General features: G+C 66.5%; 11 protein-coding genes. 8 read left to right on the forward strand and 3 right to left on the reverse strand.

Annotated elements, in window-relative coordinates; genetic code table 11:
• Together U1703_RS07190 and U1703_RS07195 are read left to right on the forward strand one after the other, a co-directional pair.
• The coding region (locus U1703_RS07190; protein WP_332785144.1) for a hypothetical protein at window positions 1-330 on the forward strand (330 nt) is incomplete at its 5' end.
• A gap of 172 nt (window positions 331-502) precedes the next feature.
• Complete coding sequence (locus U1703_RS07195) at window positions 503-2,527, forward strand: OPT family oligopeptide transporter (protein WP_332785145.1); 2,025 nt, start codon at window positions 503-505, stop codon at window positions 2,525-2,527.
• A 108-nt stretch (window positions 2,528-2,635) separates the two neighbouring features.
• Here the strand turns inward: U1703_RS07195 and U1703_RS07200 are convergent, their stop codons facing one another.
• From U1703_RS07200 to queF, 3 genes are all read right to left on the reverse strand, one after another.
• Window positions 2,636-3,919, reverse strand: coding sequence for a glycoside hydrolase family 130 protein (locus U1703_RS07200; protein WP_332785146.1), 1,284 nt, complete (start codon window positions 3,917-3,919; stop codon window positions 2,636-2,638).
• Window positions 3,920-3,982: 63 nt separating this feature from the next.
• Window positions 3,983-6,253 carry a glycosyltransferase family 4 protein gene (locus tag U1703_RS07205; RefSeq protein WP_320451587.1) on the reverse strand — a complete coding sequence of 757 codons (2,271 nt, stop codon included), beginning with the start codon at window positions 6,251-6,253 and terminating at the stop codon, window positions 3,983-3,985.
• Window positions 6,254-6,643: 390 nt separating this feature from the next.
• Window positions 6,644-7,084 carry a preQ(1) synthase gene (gene queF, locus U1703_RS07210; protein ID WP_320451586.1) on the reverse strand — a complete coding sequence of 147 codons (441 nt, stop codon included), beginning with the start codon at window positions 7,082-7,084 and terminating at the stop codon, window positions 6,644-6,646.
• Window positions 7,085-7,105: 21 nt separating this feature from the next.
• Here queF and U1703_RS07215 point away from each other — a divergent pair, with 21 nt between their 5' ends.
• From U1703_RS07215 to U1703_RS07240, 6 genes are all read left to right on the forward strand, one after another.
• Window positions 7,106-8,638, forward strand: coding sequence for a cryptochrome/photolyase family protein (locus tag U1703_RS07215; protein ID WP_332785147.1), 1,533 nt, complete (start codon window positions 7,106-7,108; stop codon window positions 8,636-8,638).
• Between the two features lie 166 nt (window positions 8,639-8,804).
• Window positions 8,805-9,650: a sulfurtransferase gene (locus U1703_RS07220; protein ID WP_332785148.1), complete on the forward strand. Its 846-nt coding sequence runs from the start codon at window positions 8,805-8,807 to the stop codon at window positions 9,648-9,650.
• A 5-nt stretch (window positions 9,651-9,655) separates the two neighbouring features.
• Window positions 9,656-10,852, forward strand: coding sequence for a cystathionine beta-lyase (metC, locus tag U1703_RS07225; RefSeq protein WP_332785149.1), 1,197 nt, complete (start codon window positions 9,656-9,658; stop codon window positions 10,850-10,852).
• Complete coding sequence (locus U1703_RS07230) at window positions 10,849-12,141, forward strand: mechanosensitive ion channel family protein (protein WP_320451582.1); 1,293 nt, start codon at window positions 10,849-10,851, stop codon at window positions 12,139-12,141. The genes metC and U1703_RS07230 overlap by 4 nt, the downstream gene beginning before the upstream one ends.
• A gap of 199 nt (window positions 12,142-12,340) precedes the next feature.
• Window positions 12,341-13,180 carry a TorF family putative porin gene (locus tag U1703_RS07235; protein ID WP_320451581.1) on the forward strand — a complete coding sequence of 280 codons (840 nt, stop codon included), beginning with the start codon at window positions 12,341-12,343 and terminating at the stop codon, window positions 13,178-13,180.
• Window positions 13,181-13,337: 157 nt separating this feature from the next.
• A complete protein-coding gene (locus tag U1703_RS07240; protein ID WP_332785150.1) occupies window positions 13,338-14,483 on the forward strand; it encodes an energy transducer TonB in 1,146 nt (381 codons plus the stop codon).
• Window positions 14,484-14,700: the final 217 nt, after the last annotated feature.

A 14,700-nucleotide genomic window follows, 5' to 3' on the forward strand; every position in this document is an offset into this window, starting at 1 on the left:
CGGCGTGTCGTCGCCTATCATGTGGGCGATAACGGCGTCAGAAGCGCGACCGCCATCTACGCCCTGGCCAAGGCTGCCGTCGGCCAGATCAGCGCCATCTTCACCGACGCCAACTCGCGCTACCACCTCGCCTTCGAGCGGATCGGCGCACCCGAACCACACCAGCAGACCAAGGCGCAGACGCATCTGATCGAATCGTCCAACGCCTCGTTCCGCGACATGCTCGCCCGCTTCAATCGCCGAACAAAGCGCGCCTCCAAAACCCAACAGATGCTCGAGATCACTCTCGACATATTCCTCGCTAGAAAACGGCTGCAGAGTCCAAGGTGAACAGTTCCACGGCCGCCGGGGCGGTATGGCATTTCAGACAATGGGAATCCCTTGGGCTCTGGCTTCGCTCGGGTTGAACGAAGATAGGGGCGGCGGCAGGACCGAGGACAGCCCCGACCTCTCCAACACGAAACGCTAGGCGAGCGCGCTTCACTCTGCCACATCTGCGCGGATGAGCCGTACGCCAACGACCACCGCCCCCGTCGCCGAACTGACCCTGCGCGGGATCGCACTGGGCGGGATCATCACCCTGCTGTTCACCGCCGCCAATGTCTATCTGGGGCTGAAGGTCGGGTTGACCTTTGCCACGTCGATTCCGGCGGCGGTCATCTCGATGGCGATCCTGCGCTATCTGCCGAACAGCTCGGTCTTGGAGAACAATATCGTCCAGACGGTCGCCTCGGCGGCGGGGACGCTGGCGGCGATCATCTTCGTGCTGCCCGGCCTCGTCATGATCGGATGGTGGCAGGGCTTTCCCTATTGGCTGACCGCCGGGATCACCGCGACGGGCGGCATATTGGGCGTCATGTTCTCGGTCCCCTTGCGCCGTGCGCTCGTCGTCGACACCGACCTTCCCTATCCGGAGGGTCGCGCCGCCGCCGAAGTGCTGAAGGTCGGCGCGGGCAGCCGCGAGGGCGAGGCCGAGAGTACGACCGGGCTGCGGCTGATCGTCGTCAACGCCGTCGCCTCGGCGGCGTTCGCCATCCTGACCCAGACCAAGCTGGCAGTGGCCGAGGCCGCCGTCTGGTTCCGCACCGGCGCGGGCGCGACCGGCATTTCGGGCGGGCTGTCCTTCGCGCTGATCGGGGTCGGGCATCTGGTCGGCCTGTCGGTTGGCCTGGCCATGCTGCTGGGCATCGCGATCGGCTGGTGGGTGGCGCTGCCCATCCTGACCGCCATGGCCCCGTCGGCGGGGCCGGTTGCCGAATGGGCGGGCGGAATCTTTTCCCGCGACGTGCGCTTCCTGGGCGCGGGCGTCATCGGGGTCGCGGCGATCTGGACGCTGTTGAAGATCATCGGGCCGGTCATCGGCGGTATCCGCTCGTCACTGGCCGCCGCTTCGGCCCGGCGTGACGGCGCGGTGCTGGCGATTGGTGAGCGCGATCTGCCGATCGGGATCGTCGCCACCGTCGCGCTGGCGACCCTGGTGCCGATCGCGGGACTGCTCTGGTCGGTGATCGCGGGTGGACCGCTCGCCGCGTCGGGTGTCGCGCTGATCGGCGGTGCGCTGCTGTTCATCCTCCTTATCGGCCTCGTGATCGCCGCCGTGTGCGGATATATGGCGGGACTGATCGGGGCGTCGAACAGCCCGGTGTCGGGGATCGGCATCCTGTCCGTCCTGGCCGCCGCGCTGTTACTGGTCGGGCTGTTCGGGCGCGGTACGTCGCCGGAGACGACGCAGGCGCTGGTCGCCTATGCCCTGATCGTCACGGGCATCGTGTTCGGCGTGGCGACCATCTCCAACGACAATCTCCAGGACCTGAAGACCGGCGAACTGGTCGGCGCGACGCCGTGGAAGCAGCAGGTGGCCTTGGTCATCGGCGTCATCTTCGGCAGCCTGGTAATCCCGCCGGTGCTCGACCTGCTCAACGCGACCCTGGGATTTGCGGGCACGCCGGGGGCCGGGCCCAATGCGCTGTCCGCACCGCAGGCCGCGCTGATCTCCGCGCTGGCCAAGGGCGTGCTGGGCGGCGACCTCAACTGGGCGATGATCGGCGTCGGGGCGCTGGTCGGCGTCGGCGTGATCATTGCTGACGAGATTTGCGGCAAGCTGGGCTGGATGCGCCTGCCGCCGCTGGGTGTGGGGCTGGGTATCTATCTGCCCATGTCGGCGACGCTGCCGGTCGTGCTGGGCGCGGTGATCGGCCATAGCTATGACCGCTGGGCCAGGCGCAGCGCCAACCCCGAGGCGGCCGAACGCATGGGCGTACTGGCCGCGACCGGGCTGATCGTGGGTGAAAGCCTGTGGGGCGTCGGCTTTGCGGGGATCGTCTATCTGACCAATTCCGACGCGCCGCTGGCGCTGGTCGGAGAGGGTTTTGCCAGCCCTGCGCTGATCGGGGGGACGATCCTGTTCCTGGGCATCGTGGCGGCGTTGTATCGGTACACGCGGCGTCAGGTCGTCAGCCTGTCGCCAGTCGCAATTCCTTCCCTGCAAGGGGAGGTGGCAGGGCGCGGCCCTGACGGAGGGGTGTAACCCTCTCGATAGCGGCCCCCCCACCATGCTTCGGATGGTCCCCCTCCCCAAGGGGAGGAATAGGGGGGGCTTCGCGGCGGCGCGGGATTGCCCGCGCCGCCTGGAGCGTCACATCGCGGCCAGCAGCTCGCTGATCTTCACGAACGCAAAACCGATCGAGCTGTCCGCGATGCCGTAAGGCAGGAACAGCGAGTCGCCGTGGCGGATCGCGCCGCAGGAATAGACGACGTTGGGCACATAGCCCTCGCGGTCTTGGTCCTTGGCGGCGAGGATCGGCTGCTTCGTCCGGCCCAGCACCTTGGACGGATCGTTCTTGTCGAGCAAAGCCGCGCCGATCGAATATTTGCGCATCGCGCCGACGCCGTGCGTCAGCAGCAGCCAGCCCTCGTCCGTCTCGATGGGCGGGCCGCAATTTCCGATCTGCACCAGTTCCCATGGGAAAACCGGAGTCAGGATCTTCTCGCCCTCGTCCCAATGGGTCAGCGAGTCGGACTTGAGCAGGAACAGGTTTTCGCCGTCCTGCCGCCCGATCATCATATATTGCCCGGCGACCTTGCGCGGGAACAGCGCCATGCCCTTGTTGCGCGCCGCCGAGCCGGTCATCGGCACCAGGTCGAACGCGCGGAAATCGCGGGTGCGCATCAGTTCGGACTGGATGCCCGAGCCGTCATAGGCGGTGTAGGTGCCGATCCATTCCATCGCGCCGTCGTCATGCGTGAACTGGACGATGCGCATATCCTCCAGCCCCTTGGACTGGGCCTGGGTGATCGGGAAGATGACGGTGCCCGAGAGCGTCGAGTCGCGGTGGCGATGGACGGTGATCGGGCCGCTCGGCATATCCTCGTCGCCCCAGCCATGAACGTCGGTCGCGGTCGCGAAGGGGGGCTCGGGCGCCAGGCGCAGCTGGTTCTGGTCGTTGATGATGCCCTCGCGGAACGCGACCGAGGAGATGTGCCCCTCGCCCACGGCACGCATCGACATCAGGATGCGCTGCGACCCCGGCTGGATGCCGGTCTGGTCGAAATGCGGCACCGCCGACGGGTTCATCAGCGCGGCGGCGGCATAGCTGTACTCGTGGCAGAAATACGCACCGATCAGCTGACGCTTCTCGTCGCTGATCTGCGCTCCGTCGAGTTTCAGCAGATCCTCGATCTGGTCATAACGGCTCATGAAGACGCGCCGCGTCTGCCAGTGCCGGGCCTCAAAATCCTTCAGCACGGCTTCCAGCTGGTCGCGCGCTTCCTGCGGCGACATGGCCAGCACCTCGCCGACCAGACGCTCGGTCCGGCTGGGGGGTGCGCCGTTGCCGCCGCCCCAGGCAATGTGAAACGGCCGCACCACGACACGCGAAGGATCGGCATGAAGCCGCAGCCGGTGGTTGAACAAGTCCATCGCGCTACTGTCTCGCCATCTTAACCAAAACGCTCATCCCATCCCCCGAAGCGCTGGCGCGGATCAGGCGATGTGACGATCGGCTCCTGCCATGGATGACGCGGATTGGCAAAGGCTTGCAATCGCGCAATTGGCGAGCTGGAGCGCCAGGATCGACTCGGCACCCTGGTTGCGGTTGAGGCCGGTGGGCATCAATCCGTCGAAGCAGCCGCCGTCATGCGCGGTGGCCAGCGGCAGGTCGAGGTCGTTGACCCCCAGGAACCAGCCATAGGCGCGCTCGCCCTCTTCCAGCCAGCGCGAATCATGCGTGGCGAGATAGGCCGAGTAGCAAGCTTCGACCGTCGCCTGGGCTTCCAGCGGCTGCTGGTCGAACTGGAGCGGCTCGGCATAGGGGCGGCCGAAGCTCTCGCTGCCGACCGCACGGAAACGGCCTTCTGGCGAGGTCTGCTTGGACACGATCCATTCCAGCGTCGCGATGCCGCAATCGATCAGGTCCTGGCGACCCAGCGCACGCCCCGCCTCGATCAGCGCCTGCGGTACGCGGGCATTGTCATAGGCCAGCACGATCTCGAACCACTGCCACTCGGGACGCCGCGCCTCTTCGAGCAGCGCGAGATGCAGCGGCGGCAGCTTTTCGAGGATCGCCCGCGCCAGCTGATGCCCCGGCCGTGCCTCCAGCATGGCGGCGGCACCCAGCATCGCAAAGGCCTGCGCGCGCAGCGAACCCAGGTCGAGCGCCAGCGAAGCGGTCGCATCGAACCACATCTGTGCCCAGTCGCGATGCTTGCCAAGCTGCGCATCGCGCGCCGTCACGCCCAGTGCCCAGAGGGTGCGGCCGTTCGAATCCTCCGAACCGATATCCTCGCACCAGCTGCGGTCGAAGCGCATGAAGTTGCGATACCGGCGTGCGTCCGGGTTCCAGGCATATTGCAGGAACGAGGCGTAGATCGTCGTCCACTTGTCCCGCGTGACCGGATCGATATCCGGTGCCTGCGTCATGAAGATCAGCGCGCGGGCATTGTCGTCGATGCAATAGCCATGCCGGCGATCAGGCACCGAATAGATGGCATGCTGCAACATGCCGGTCGAATCGCTCATCCGCTCGACGGCCGCGAGATCGGGGGCCAGCGGCTTGATCGCGGCCTGATGGGCGTTGCCGATCCGGCGCGGGCGCGCGGTGATCGCCGCCCCGAACTGCTCGAGCGCCGCTTCGGCCAGGCGTGGCCAGATCATCGTGCGACCCCGCGCATAGGCGCGGCTCGACAGGCGGTTGCGGGCCGTCTCGTCGGTCAGCAGCCGGTCGATCTCGCTCGCGAACGCCTCGACGTCGCAGAAGGGCACGAGTACGCCGTGATCATCGGCCAGTATCTCGGTCGCGTGGACATAAGGGGTGGAAACCACGGCCTTGCCAACGCCGATCGCATAGGACAGCGTTCCGCTCGTGATCTGGGCCGGGTTGGTATAGGGCGTCGCATAAATGTCGGCCGCCTGAAGATAGTCCAGCAACTCGTCATGCTCGACGAACGCATCGACAAAGGCAATGTTGTCGCCGACGCCCAGCGTCTCGGCCAGCGCCTTCAAACGATCGCGATAGGCCTCGCCCTCATGCGCGATCAGGTTCGGATGGGTTGCGCCCAGCACGACATAGAGAAGTTCGGGATGATTGGCGGCGACTGCGGGCAGCGCCTCGATCATCGTCTCGATACCCTTGTTCGGTGCGAGCAGGCCGAAGGTCAGCACGACCTTGCGCCCTTCCCAGCCGAAGCGCGGCTTGAGCGCCTCGGGCGACATCAGCGCACGATCCGGCACGCCGTGCGGGATCATCGCGATCTGGCGCGGATCGGCGCCATAGACACGCTGCAGAATGTCGCGGCCCTTGTCGGCCATGACGATGATGCGCGTACAGCGGCGCAGCAGCCCCTCCATCACCCGACGCTCGTCGACCGACGGCTTTTCGAGGACGGTGTGAAGCGTCGCGATCACGGGCAGCGTCGTCCGGTCGAGCAGCGCCAGCAGATGCTCGCCGGCGGCACCGCCATAGATGCCATATTCGTGCTGGACCCAGATGGCCTGGGCACCGCTCGCCTCTATCCGGCGCGCCATGTCGAGATAGGCGCTGCGCTCGTGCTGCGGGATAGCGGCGGTTACCGCCGGGGGATAGGCATAGCGCCCCGGATGGTCGTCCATCGCATAGACGTCGACGGCCAGATCCGGGTAACGGGTACGAAGTGCGGTGTAGACATCGGTGGTGAAGGTCGCGAGACCGCATTGGCGGGGCAGGAAGTTCCCGATCAGCGCCAATCGTTCAATCACGGTTCCGTTCGCATCCACCATATCGCTTGTCCTTGCAGGCGCGGGGGCGGCGGCAAATCCGCACCATGCCCCACGCATGCAAGGTCAACCCGCATGATCGGCGAAGGTTGCAGGGCGTGTTACATATTTGCTGCACCGCAACTTGGGCATCGGACGGGTTGACGCTACGGCACGGCGGGTTGCGTAAAGGGCTGAAGCGGTTTGGCCCCTGCCCCAACGGCCTAGTGACTGATCTGGATCAGCGTGTTGCCGCGGGCGTCCGTCGTCGGATCGATCATGTCGATCGAATTGTCCTTCACGCCGAACAGGTTGCCGTCCGCGTCGATGGCGATATCGGCTTCGAACCGGGGTCCTGCGTGATGAAGGGTCGAACGGGACGATATCGCCCCGTCCTTGATCGCCGGTCCGGGATCAGCCCCGGCCGCGATAGCCCGCGACGCCCTGGTCGGGCAGCCAGAGATCGGCGGGCGGCGCCGACGACTGCCAGAACACGTCGATGGGAATACCACCGCGCGGATACCAGTATCCGCCGATGCGCAGCCAGACGGGCTTCATTTCCTCGAACAGGCGCACGCCGATGCCGACGGTGCAATCCTCGTGGAAACCGGCATGGTTGCGGAAACTGCCCAGGAACAGCTTGAGCGACTTGGATTCGACGATCGTCTCGCCGGGCACATAGTCGATGACGAGGTGCGCGAAGTCGGGCTGACCGGTCACCGGGCACAACGAGGTGAACTCGGGTGCCGCGAACCGGATCAGATAGGTGAGCCCGGGACGGGGGTTGGGAACATAATCGAGCACCGCCTCTTCCGGGGAAGCGGGCAGCGCGCTGGTCTGGCCGAGATGCTTCATGAAAGGCCCTGTAGGACAGCCATGCCCAAATCGCCAACGCTGATCCCCATTCTGGGCGACCAATTGTCGATGAATCTCTCGTCATTGGACGGCGCGGACCCCGAACACACCGTCCTGCTGATGATGGAGGTGGACGACGAGACGGGGTATGTCCGCCACCACAAGGCGAAGATCGCCTATATCCTGTCCGCCATGCGCCATCATGCCGAGGCGCTGGAAAAGGCCGGCTGGCGCGTCGATTACGTGAAGCTGGACGATCCGGACAATGCGGGCAGCTTCACCGGCGAGGTTGCCCGCGCGGTGGAGCGGCATTCGCCCGACCGCATCGTCGTGACGCAAGCGGGCGAGTGGCGGGTCGCCGCGATGCTGGAGGCGTGGGAGACGATGTTCGCCGTCCCCGTCGATATCCGCCCCGACACCCGCTTCATCGCCTCCCAGGCCGAGTTCGAGGACTGGGCGAAGGACCGCAAGGAACTCCGCATGGAGTTCTTCTATCGCCTGATGCGGCGCAAGACCGGCCTGCTGATGAAGGGCGACAAGCCCGAGGGCGGCAAGTGGAACTACGACGCCGAAAACCGCAAGCCCGCGCCGAAGAAGGACAAGCCGCCCGAACCGCTGGCCTTCGCGCCCGACAAGATCACCCGCGATGTCCTGACGCAGGTCGCCGCGCGCTTCGACAATCACCCCGGTTCGCTCGACGGCTTCGCCTATGCCGTCACCGCCGAGGACGCACGCGCCCAGGCCGAGGCGTTCATGGCGCACGCCCTGCCCAAATTCGGCGACTATCAGGATGCGATGCTAACCGGGCAGCATCAGCTATGGCACTCGGTCCTGTCACCCTACATCAACTCCGGCCTGCTCGATCCGCTGGAGCTGTGCCGGATGGCGGAAGGCGAATATGAGGACGGGCGGGTCAGCCTGAATTCCGTCGAGGGCTATATCCGCCAGATCATCGGCTGGCGCGAATATGTGCGCGGGCTCTACTGGCATGTCGGGCCGGATTATGCGGAGCGCAACTTCCTGCGCGCGAACCGGCCGCTGCCCGGCTTCTACTGGACGGGCGAGACCGACATGCATTGCATGGCCGAGGCGCTGGGCCAGACGCTCGACACCGCGCACGCGCATCATATCCAGCGGCTGATGGTGACCGGCAATTTCGCCATCCTGATCGGCGCGAACCCGGCGGAGGTGCATCGCTGGTATCTGGAAATCTATATCGACGCCTATGAATGGGTCGAGCTGCCCAATGTCGTCGGCATGAGCCAGTTCGCCGATGGAGGCATCATCGCCTCCAAGCCGTACGTATCGTCCGGGGCCTATATCAACCGCATGTCCGATTATTGCGGGCATTGCCGCTACGACGTGAAGCAGCGGGTCGGCGAGGACGCCTGCCCGTTCAACGCGCTCTATTGGGATTTCCTGGCGCGGCACGAAGAGCGGTTCGAAGGGAATGTCCGGATGGCGATGGCGTATCGCAACTGGAACCGGATGGCGGAGGCGGATCGCAAGGCGGTGCGGGCGCAGGCGGCACGGTATCTGAAGGGGCTGGAATAGCAGAATTCTCTTGGCCTTCGACTTCGCTCAGGCTGAACGGGGTTTGGGATAGGCCTCCCTGATGTCCCCACCCCCTCCCGCCTGACAGAGGCGCTTGCCGCGCCCCCGCTTGCGACCCCGCCCCCAACGCGCCTAGGTACGGACCTACCGACCGAGGAGCCCCAAGATGCCGCCACTCATCACCCCGGAAGACCTCGCCGCCATCGCTGGCGACGACGACGTCCGCATCGTCGACGTCACTTACTTCCTCGACGACCCCAGCGGCGAGCGGGCCCGTATAACCTATGAGACGGCCCATATTCCCGGCGCCCGATTCCTGCCGCTGCCATCGCTGGCCGATCCGGAAAGCGATCTGCCGATGACCGTGCCTCAATCGGATGCCTTCGCGCATATGATGAGCACGGCCGGTATCGGCCACGCCGATCGAATCGTGATCTATGACAATGCGCCCTCCCACTGCTCGACACGCTTGTGGTGGCTGCTGACTTTGTTCGGCGCCGAGTCTGTCGCTTTGCTCGACGGGGGGCTCGGGGCATGGCAGAACGCTGGCTTGCCGGTCGAGCGAGGGGTTCCAGAGGCGTGCGCGACGCCGGGGCTGTTTATCGCCCATGTCGACCTCACCCGCGTGCGCAGCCTGCGCGAAGTCCGTGACCATGTCGAGGCGGGCGATGCTCAGATCGTCGACGCCCGCTCGCCCGGCCGCTTCGCCGGCACCGAGCCCGAGCCGCGCCCCGGTGTCGAGCCCGGCCATATTCCCGGTGCGCTGAACCTGCCCTATTCCAGGCTGTTCGAGGACGATGGCCGCTGGAAATCCCCTGACGCCATCGCCGCCGAATTTGCCGCCGCCGGCATCGATCCGACCAAGCCGATGGTCGCCACCTGCGGCTCGGGCATCACGGCGTGCGTCCTGGCCTTCGGAGCGGAGCGGATCGGCGGGATGATGCCGGTCTATGACGGCAGCTGGACCGAATGGGGTTCCGACCCCAGCACCCCCAAAGCGAAAGACGTTTGACCGCGATGACCGACAACGACCTGCCCATCAAGCCCGCCACCCGTCTGGTCCAGGCGGGCCGCCGCGCGGAATGGACGAAGGGCGTGGTCAACGTCCCCGTCTGGCGTGGCTCGACGGTGCTGTACGACAATGTCGCGCATATGCGCGCCACCGGTGCGGGCGACCTGCACGAAAAGCTGTTCTACGGCCGCAAGGGCCTGCCGACCCAATGGTCGCTGGCGGACGCGCTGACCAACCTGGAGCCCGGTGCGGAAGCGACGTTCCTTTATCCGTCCGGCGTGGCGGCGATCGCGGCGGCGCTGCTGTCGGTGCTGTCGCCGGGCGACGAGCTGCTGCTGGTCGACAGCGCCTATGACCCGACGCGCGGGCTGGCGACCGGATTGCTGGCCCGCATGGGGATCACGACGCGCTTCTACGACCCGCTGGTGGGGGCCGGGATCGCCGAGCTGATCGGTCCGGCGACCAAGGTCATCTTCCTCGAAAGCCCCGGCTCGCTCAGCTTCGAGGTGCAGGATATTCCCGCCATCGTCGCCGTCGCCAAGCAGCATGGCATCACCACGATCCTCGACAATACCTGGGCGACGCCGCTGTTCTTCCCGGCGATCGGGAAGGGCGTCGACCTGACCGTGCTGGCCTGCACCAAATATGTGGTTGGCCACTCCGACGCGATGCTGGGATCGGTGACGGCCGCCCCCTCGCACTGGGCGGCGCTGCGCGACACCAGTTTCCAGCTGGGCCAGGTGGCCAGCCCCGACGACGCCTATCTGGGCAGTCGGGGCCTGCGCACCATGGGCGTCCGCCTCGCCCATCACCAGCAGAGCGCGCTGACCATCGCGAAATGGCTTGGCGAGCAGCCGGGCGTGGCGCAGGTGCTGCACCCCGCCCTGCCCTCCTGCCCCGGTCATGAGATTTTCGCGCGCGACTTCCTGGGGTCGAGCGGGCTGTTCGCCTTCGCTCTCGACGGTGGTAACGACGCGGCCCGCACCGCGATGCTCGACGGGCTGGCGCATTTCGGCCTGGGGTTCAGCTGGGGCGGCTATGAGAGCCTGGCGATCCCCGCCGACCCGCACCGCTATCGCAGCGTCACCAAGCGCGAGTTCGCCGGGCCGCTGGTCCGCTTGCAGATCGGCCTGGAGGACACCGACGACCTGATCGCCGATCTCGACCGGGGCCTCGCCCGCTTCCGGGCCGCGCGCGGATGACCTTGTTCGAATGGCTTCAGGCGAGCGGCATCGAACTGCCGACCCGTGCCGAGGCCATCGAGGCGGCGATCGCCTGCGCCCTGACGCTCGTCATGCTGGCGGGCGGCGTGCTGGCGGGGCGCAGGCTGGGGCCGCGCCTCGTCGCCATGATGCAGCGATTCGCGATCGGACAGGGCGACACGCTGCACGCCCGCATCTGCGCGATCACCCGGCATTTGACCGCCGGGCTGCTGCTGCTGACGCTGGGCGAGCTATGGCCCTGGGAGCCGCTAGGCGGGTTTCCGATCGGGCTGGCGCTGGGCCTGTCGGTCGCCAAGGCGGGGTTCCAGCTGCTGCGCGGGTTGGGCCTGGCGCGCTGGCTGGCCTGGGTGTTCGCGAGCGTCTGCTTCGTCGCGCTCTTCAGCCGCGAGATCGGCGGGCTGGGCCCCGTCACCCGGCTGGCCGAGCAGATCGGCTTCACCGTCGGCAGCCGACGCTTTTCGGTCATGCTGCTGGTCACGATGCTCGTCACCGTGGTCGCCATCCTGGCGCTGACCCGCGCGGTCACGCGGATCACCGAACAGTGGATCGGCCACGCCCGCGGCCTCGACCCGACGCAGAAGCTTCTGGCGCAAAAGCTGGCCAGCATCGGCATCGTCGTCATCGCCTTCTTCTTCGCGATCGACCTGCTCGACATCGACCTGACCAGCCTGGCGCTGTTTTCGGGCGGCTTCGGCCTGGCGATCGGGTTCGGCCTGCAGAAGACGATCGGCAACCTGATCGCGGGCATCATCCTGCTGATGGACCGGTCGATCAAGCCGGGCGACGTCATCGCGCTGCGCGAGGAGATCGGCTGGGTGAACAAGATCGGCGTGCGTGCCGTCTCGATCATCACCCGCGACGGCAAGGAACATCTGATTCCCAACGAGAATCTGATGACGCAGGAGGTCGAGAACTGGTCCTATTCCGACCGCAACGTACGTGTCCGCATCCCCGTCTCGATCGCCTATGACGCCGACCTGAAGCTTGCCCAGGAATTGATGCTGCGCGCCGCCCGCGAATCGCCGCGCGTCCTGAAGAGTCCCAAGCCCAATGTCTGGCTGATGAGCTTTGGCGAGCATTCGCTCCAGCACGAGATCCTGGCCTGGATCAGCGACCCCGAAAGCGGTGTCGGCAATGTCCGGTCGGACGTGCTCAACCGGCTGTGGTTCCTGTTCAAGGACCATGGCATCGGCCTGCCCTATCCGCAGCGCGACATCCATATCCGCTCGCTGCCGGGCACCGAGCGTCACGGCAATCTTGGCACCTGACCTGTGCCCGGCGCGCAACATCGCGTCACCGAAAAGTCATCATGGGTTAGATTATGCTTGTGCAGCGCACCATGCGCTGCCATTCCCTTGAGCCTCGCAACGGCAGACGGTTCGCCGGGTTTCACCCGACATGACAGAAGCCGCACCGGTTGCGGGAATGCAGGTGAGAACATCGAATTTCCGGTTTGGAAGGGAAACGATGCGCTTCTCCACACTTCTCCTCAGCGGCCTTTCGCTGGTTGCCGCCACGCCCGCCTTCGCGCAGGACAGCGGTGCCACCGACACCGCGCCGCCTTCGGCGATCACGGTTAGCGGTAGCGCGGCCATCCTGACCGACTATCGCCTGCGCGGCGTGTCGCAGACCAACAAGAATGCCGCCGTCCAGGCCGCGTTGACGGTCTCGCACGAGAGCGGCTTCTACATCGGCACCTTCGCGTCGAACCTGGCGGGCTGGGGCACGTTCGGCGGCGCCAATATGGAGCTGGACGGCATTGCCGGGTACAAGCACACCTATGGCAACGCGACCGCCGATGTCGGCGTCACCTGGTACACCTATCCGGGTGGTGCCTCCGAAACCGACGTCGTCGAATTCTTCGGCCGCGTGTCGGGCACGGCGGGCCCCGCGACGCTGACCGCCGGTGCCTATTACGCGCCCAAGCAGACCTCGCTCGGCAACTTCTCGAACACTTCGTTCAGCCGTGGCCAGCGTTGGGACAATATCTACCTGACCGGTGACGGCGCGGCCGCCATTCCGAACACGCCGATCACCGCCAAGGCGCATATCGGCTATTCGAAGGGCAATCCGGGCCTGGGCCCCAACGGCACCAGCCTGTCGCCGACCGGCAGCTATTGGGACTGGTCGCTGGGCGCCGATGTCGCGGTGTACAAGAACCTGACCTTCAACGTCTCGTACATCGACACCGACATCACCCGCGCCAAGGCGGCTTATATCCAGCCGAACTTCTCGCAGGGCCAGGTGGCCGGCGGCGCGCCGATTTCGGATGCGACGGTGGTCTTCTCGCTGACCGCCGCCTTCTAAAAGGTACATAGCCTTTCGGGGATGAAGGGGCGGTGCCGGCGACGGTGCCGCCCTTTTCATTCCGCAAAAAACCGGCTCGCTTCCTTGGCCCGGCCGCCATAGGCTGCCGTTCGGATCGGCAACCCCGCCGATAGCGTCTGTCCCTCCGGAGCGCGCGATGATCCGATTTCCGCACCTGACCGCCCTGCTGGCCCTGCCCATCGTCTCGGGTTCGCCCGTCGCCGCCCGACCAGTCCAGGCCGTCGCGCCGCCGCCCCCGCCGATCGTCAGCGTGTCCAGCGCGCGCACGCTGTTGCGCTGGGAACCAGGCGAGGCGCGGTGCGACGGTGCCGTCGTCAGCGCACAGATGATTCGGCGGCCCTGGAACCAGCTGGGCTGGAGCTCCGGTCCGGACACGCACGACGTCAGCCTGCGCTTCGCGATCGACGCCAGCGGCCGCCCCGTCTCGATCACGCGCGAGACCAAGGGCGCCGTCCCCTTCGGCGAGGACCTGGCGCCCGCGCTGACCGCCAGCCGTTTTGCCGCACAGGCACCGCACACGAACTGCACGATCACCTATACCATGCGCCAGAGTCCGCTCGCCGGGGCGCCCCTGGACGAGTTGATGTCCTATTCGGTCCATCCCTTGTCGGGGCGACTGCCGGATACGGGGTGGGAGCGGATTCGGCAGGGCGCGGGCGACTGCATGGAAAACCCCCAGCCACAGCCGCTGGAACGGCATTTCCCGGACTTCGCCGCCATCCCCGCGACACCCGGTGTGCGCGACTGGTCGATGATCCGCTACGACGTGGATGCCGCGGGCAAGGTGAAGGGGGCGAGCGTCCTGACCGGGACCGGCAACCGCGCGCTCGATGCCGCCGGAGTGAAGGCGATCCGCGCCTCCCGCTTTACCAAGGGCGCGCGGTCGGGGTGCCTCTATCCCTATTGGAAGGAGGCGGCGACATTGCCCGCCCCCGACATGCCCGAGGCGATCCGGACCACCAAGGTCGAGGGCAACTGCCCCGACAAGCATGGCTGGGCCGTACCGCCGCAGCTGCGCTTTCCCGAACCCTATCGCCGCCGCGCGATCGAAGGGTGGGCGGTGATCCGCTATGACGTCGCCTCGTGGGGCGAGACGGGCAACTGGACGGTGATCGATGCCCAGCCCTCGGCCGATTTCGGCGACCAGGCGATCGCGATGCTGCGGGCCGCACGGCTGCCCGCGACGCCGCAAGGGTTTACCGGCTGCGTCGACCGAATCCGTTTCACAATGGGCCCCGCTACCGGGGGCCGAGGCGGAGAAGGCGGGGTCCCGACGTCGTAGGAAGGATATTCGCCGCTGTCGGGGGAGGTGGCAGGTGCCGAGCCTGACGGAGGGGTGTCGCCGGTAGAGTTTGATCCAGCCAAGCGGAAGCACCACCCCGGCGGAGGCCGGGGTCCAGTTGGGGATGAGGTTGTGATGATCCACTACGCTTCATCGCTGAAGCCTTCGCAACTGGCCCCCGGCCATCCGCCAAGATGGTAAGGCAAGAGTTCAGGGC

Origin of the sequence: Sphingomonas flavida (assembly GCF_036663655.1) — a bacterium.
Taxonomy (GTDB): domain Bacteria; phylum Pseudomonadota; class Alphaproteobacteria; order Sphingomonadales; family Sphingomonadaceae; genus Sphingomonas.

Excerpts from the sequence above, each read along its gene's own strand:
- U1703_RS07195 (WP_332785145.1), top strand. The coding sequence starts at position 503 with ATGAGCCGTACGCCAACGACCACCGCCCCCGTCGCCGAACTGACCCTG.
- U1703_RS07200 (WP_332785146.1), bottom strand. The coding sequence starts at position 3,919 with ATGGACTTGTTCAACCACCGGCTGCGGCTTCATGCCGATCCTTCGCGT.
- U1703_RS07205 (WP_320451587.1), bottom strand. The coding sequence starts at position 6,253 with ATGGTGGATGCGAACGGAACCGTGATTGAACGATTGGCGCTGATCGGG.
- queF (WP_320451586.1), bottom strand. The coding sequence starts at position 7,084 with ATGAAGCATCTCGGCCAGACCAGCGCGCTGCCCGCTTCCCCGGAAGAG.
- U1703_RS07215 (WP_332785147.1), top strand. The coding sequence starts at position 7,106 with ATGCCCAAATCGCCAACGCTGATCCCCATTCTGGGCGACCAATTGTCG.
- U1703_RS07220 (WP_332785148.1), top strand. The coding sequence starts at position 8,805 with ATGCCGCCACTCATCACCCCGGAAGACCTCGCCGCCATCGCTGGCGAC.
- metC (WP_332785149.1), top strand. The coding sequence starts at position 9,656 with ATGACCGACAACGACCTGCCCATCAAGCCCGCCACCCGTCTGGTCCAG.
- U1703_RS07230 (WP_320451582.1), top strand. The coding sequence starts at position 10,849 with ATGACCTTGTTCGAATGGCTTCAGGCGAGCGGCATCGAACTGCCGACC.
- U1703_RS07235 (WP_320451581.1), top strand. The coding sequence starts at position 12,341 with ATGCGCTTCTCCACACTTCTCCTCAGCGGCCTTTCGCTGGTTGCCGCC.
- U1703_RS07240 (WP_332785150.1), top strand. The coding sequence starts at position 13,338 with ATGATCCGATTTCCGCACCTGACCGCCCTGCTGGCCCTGCCCATCGTC.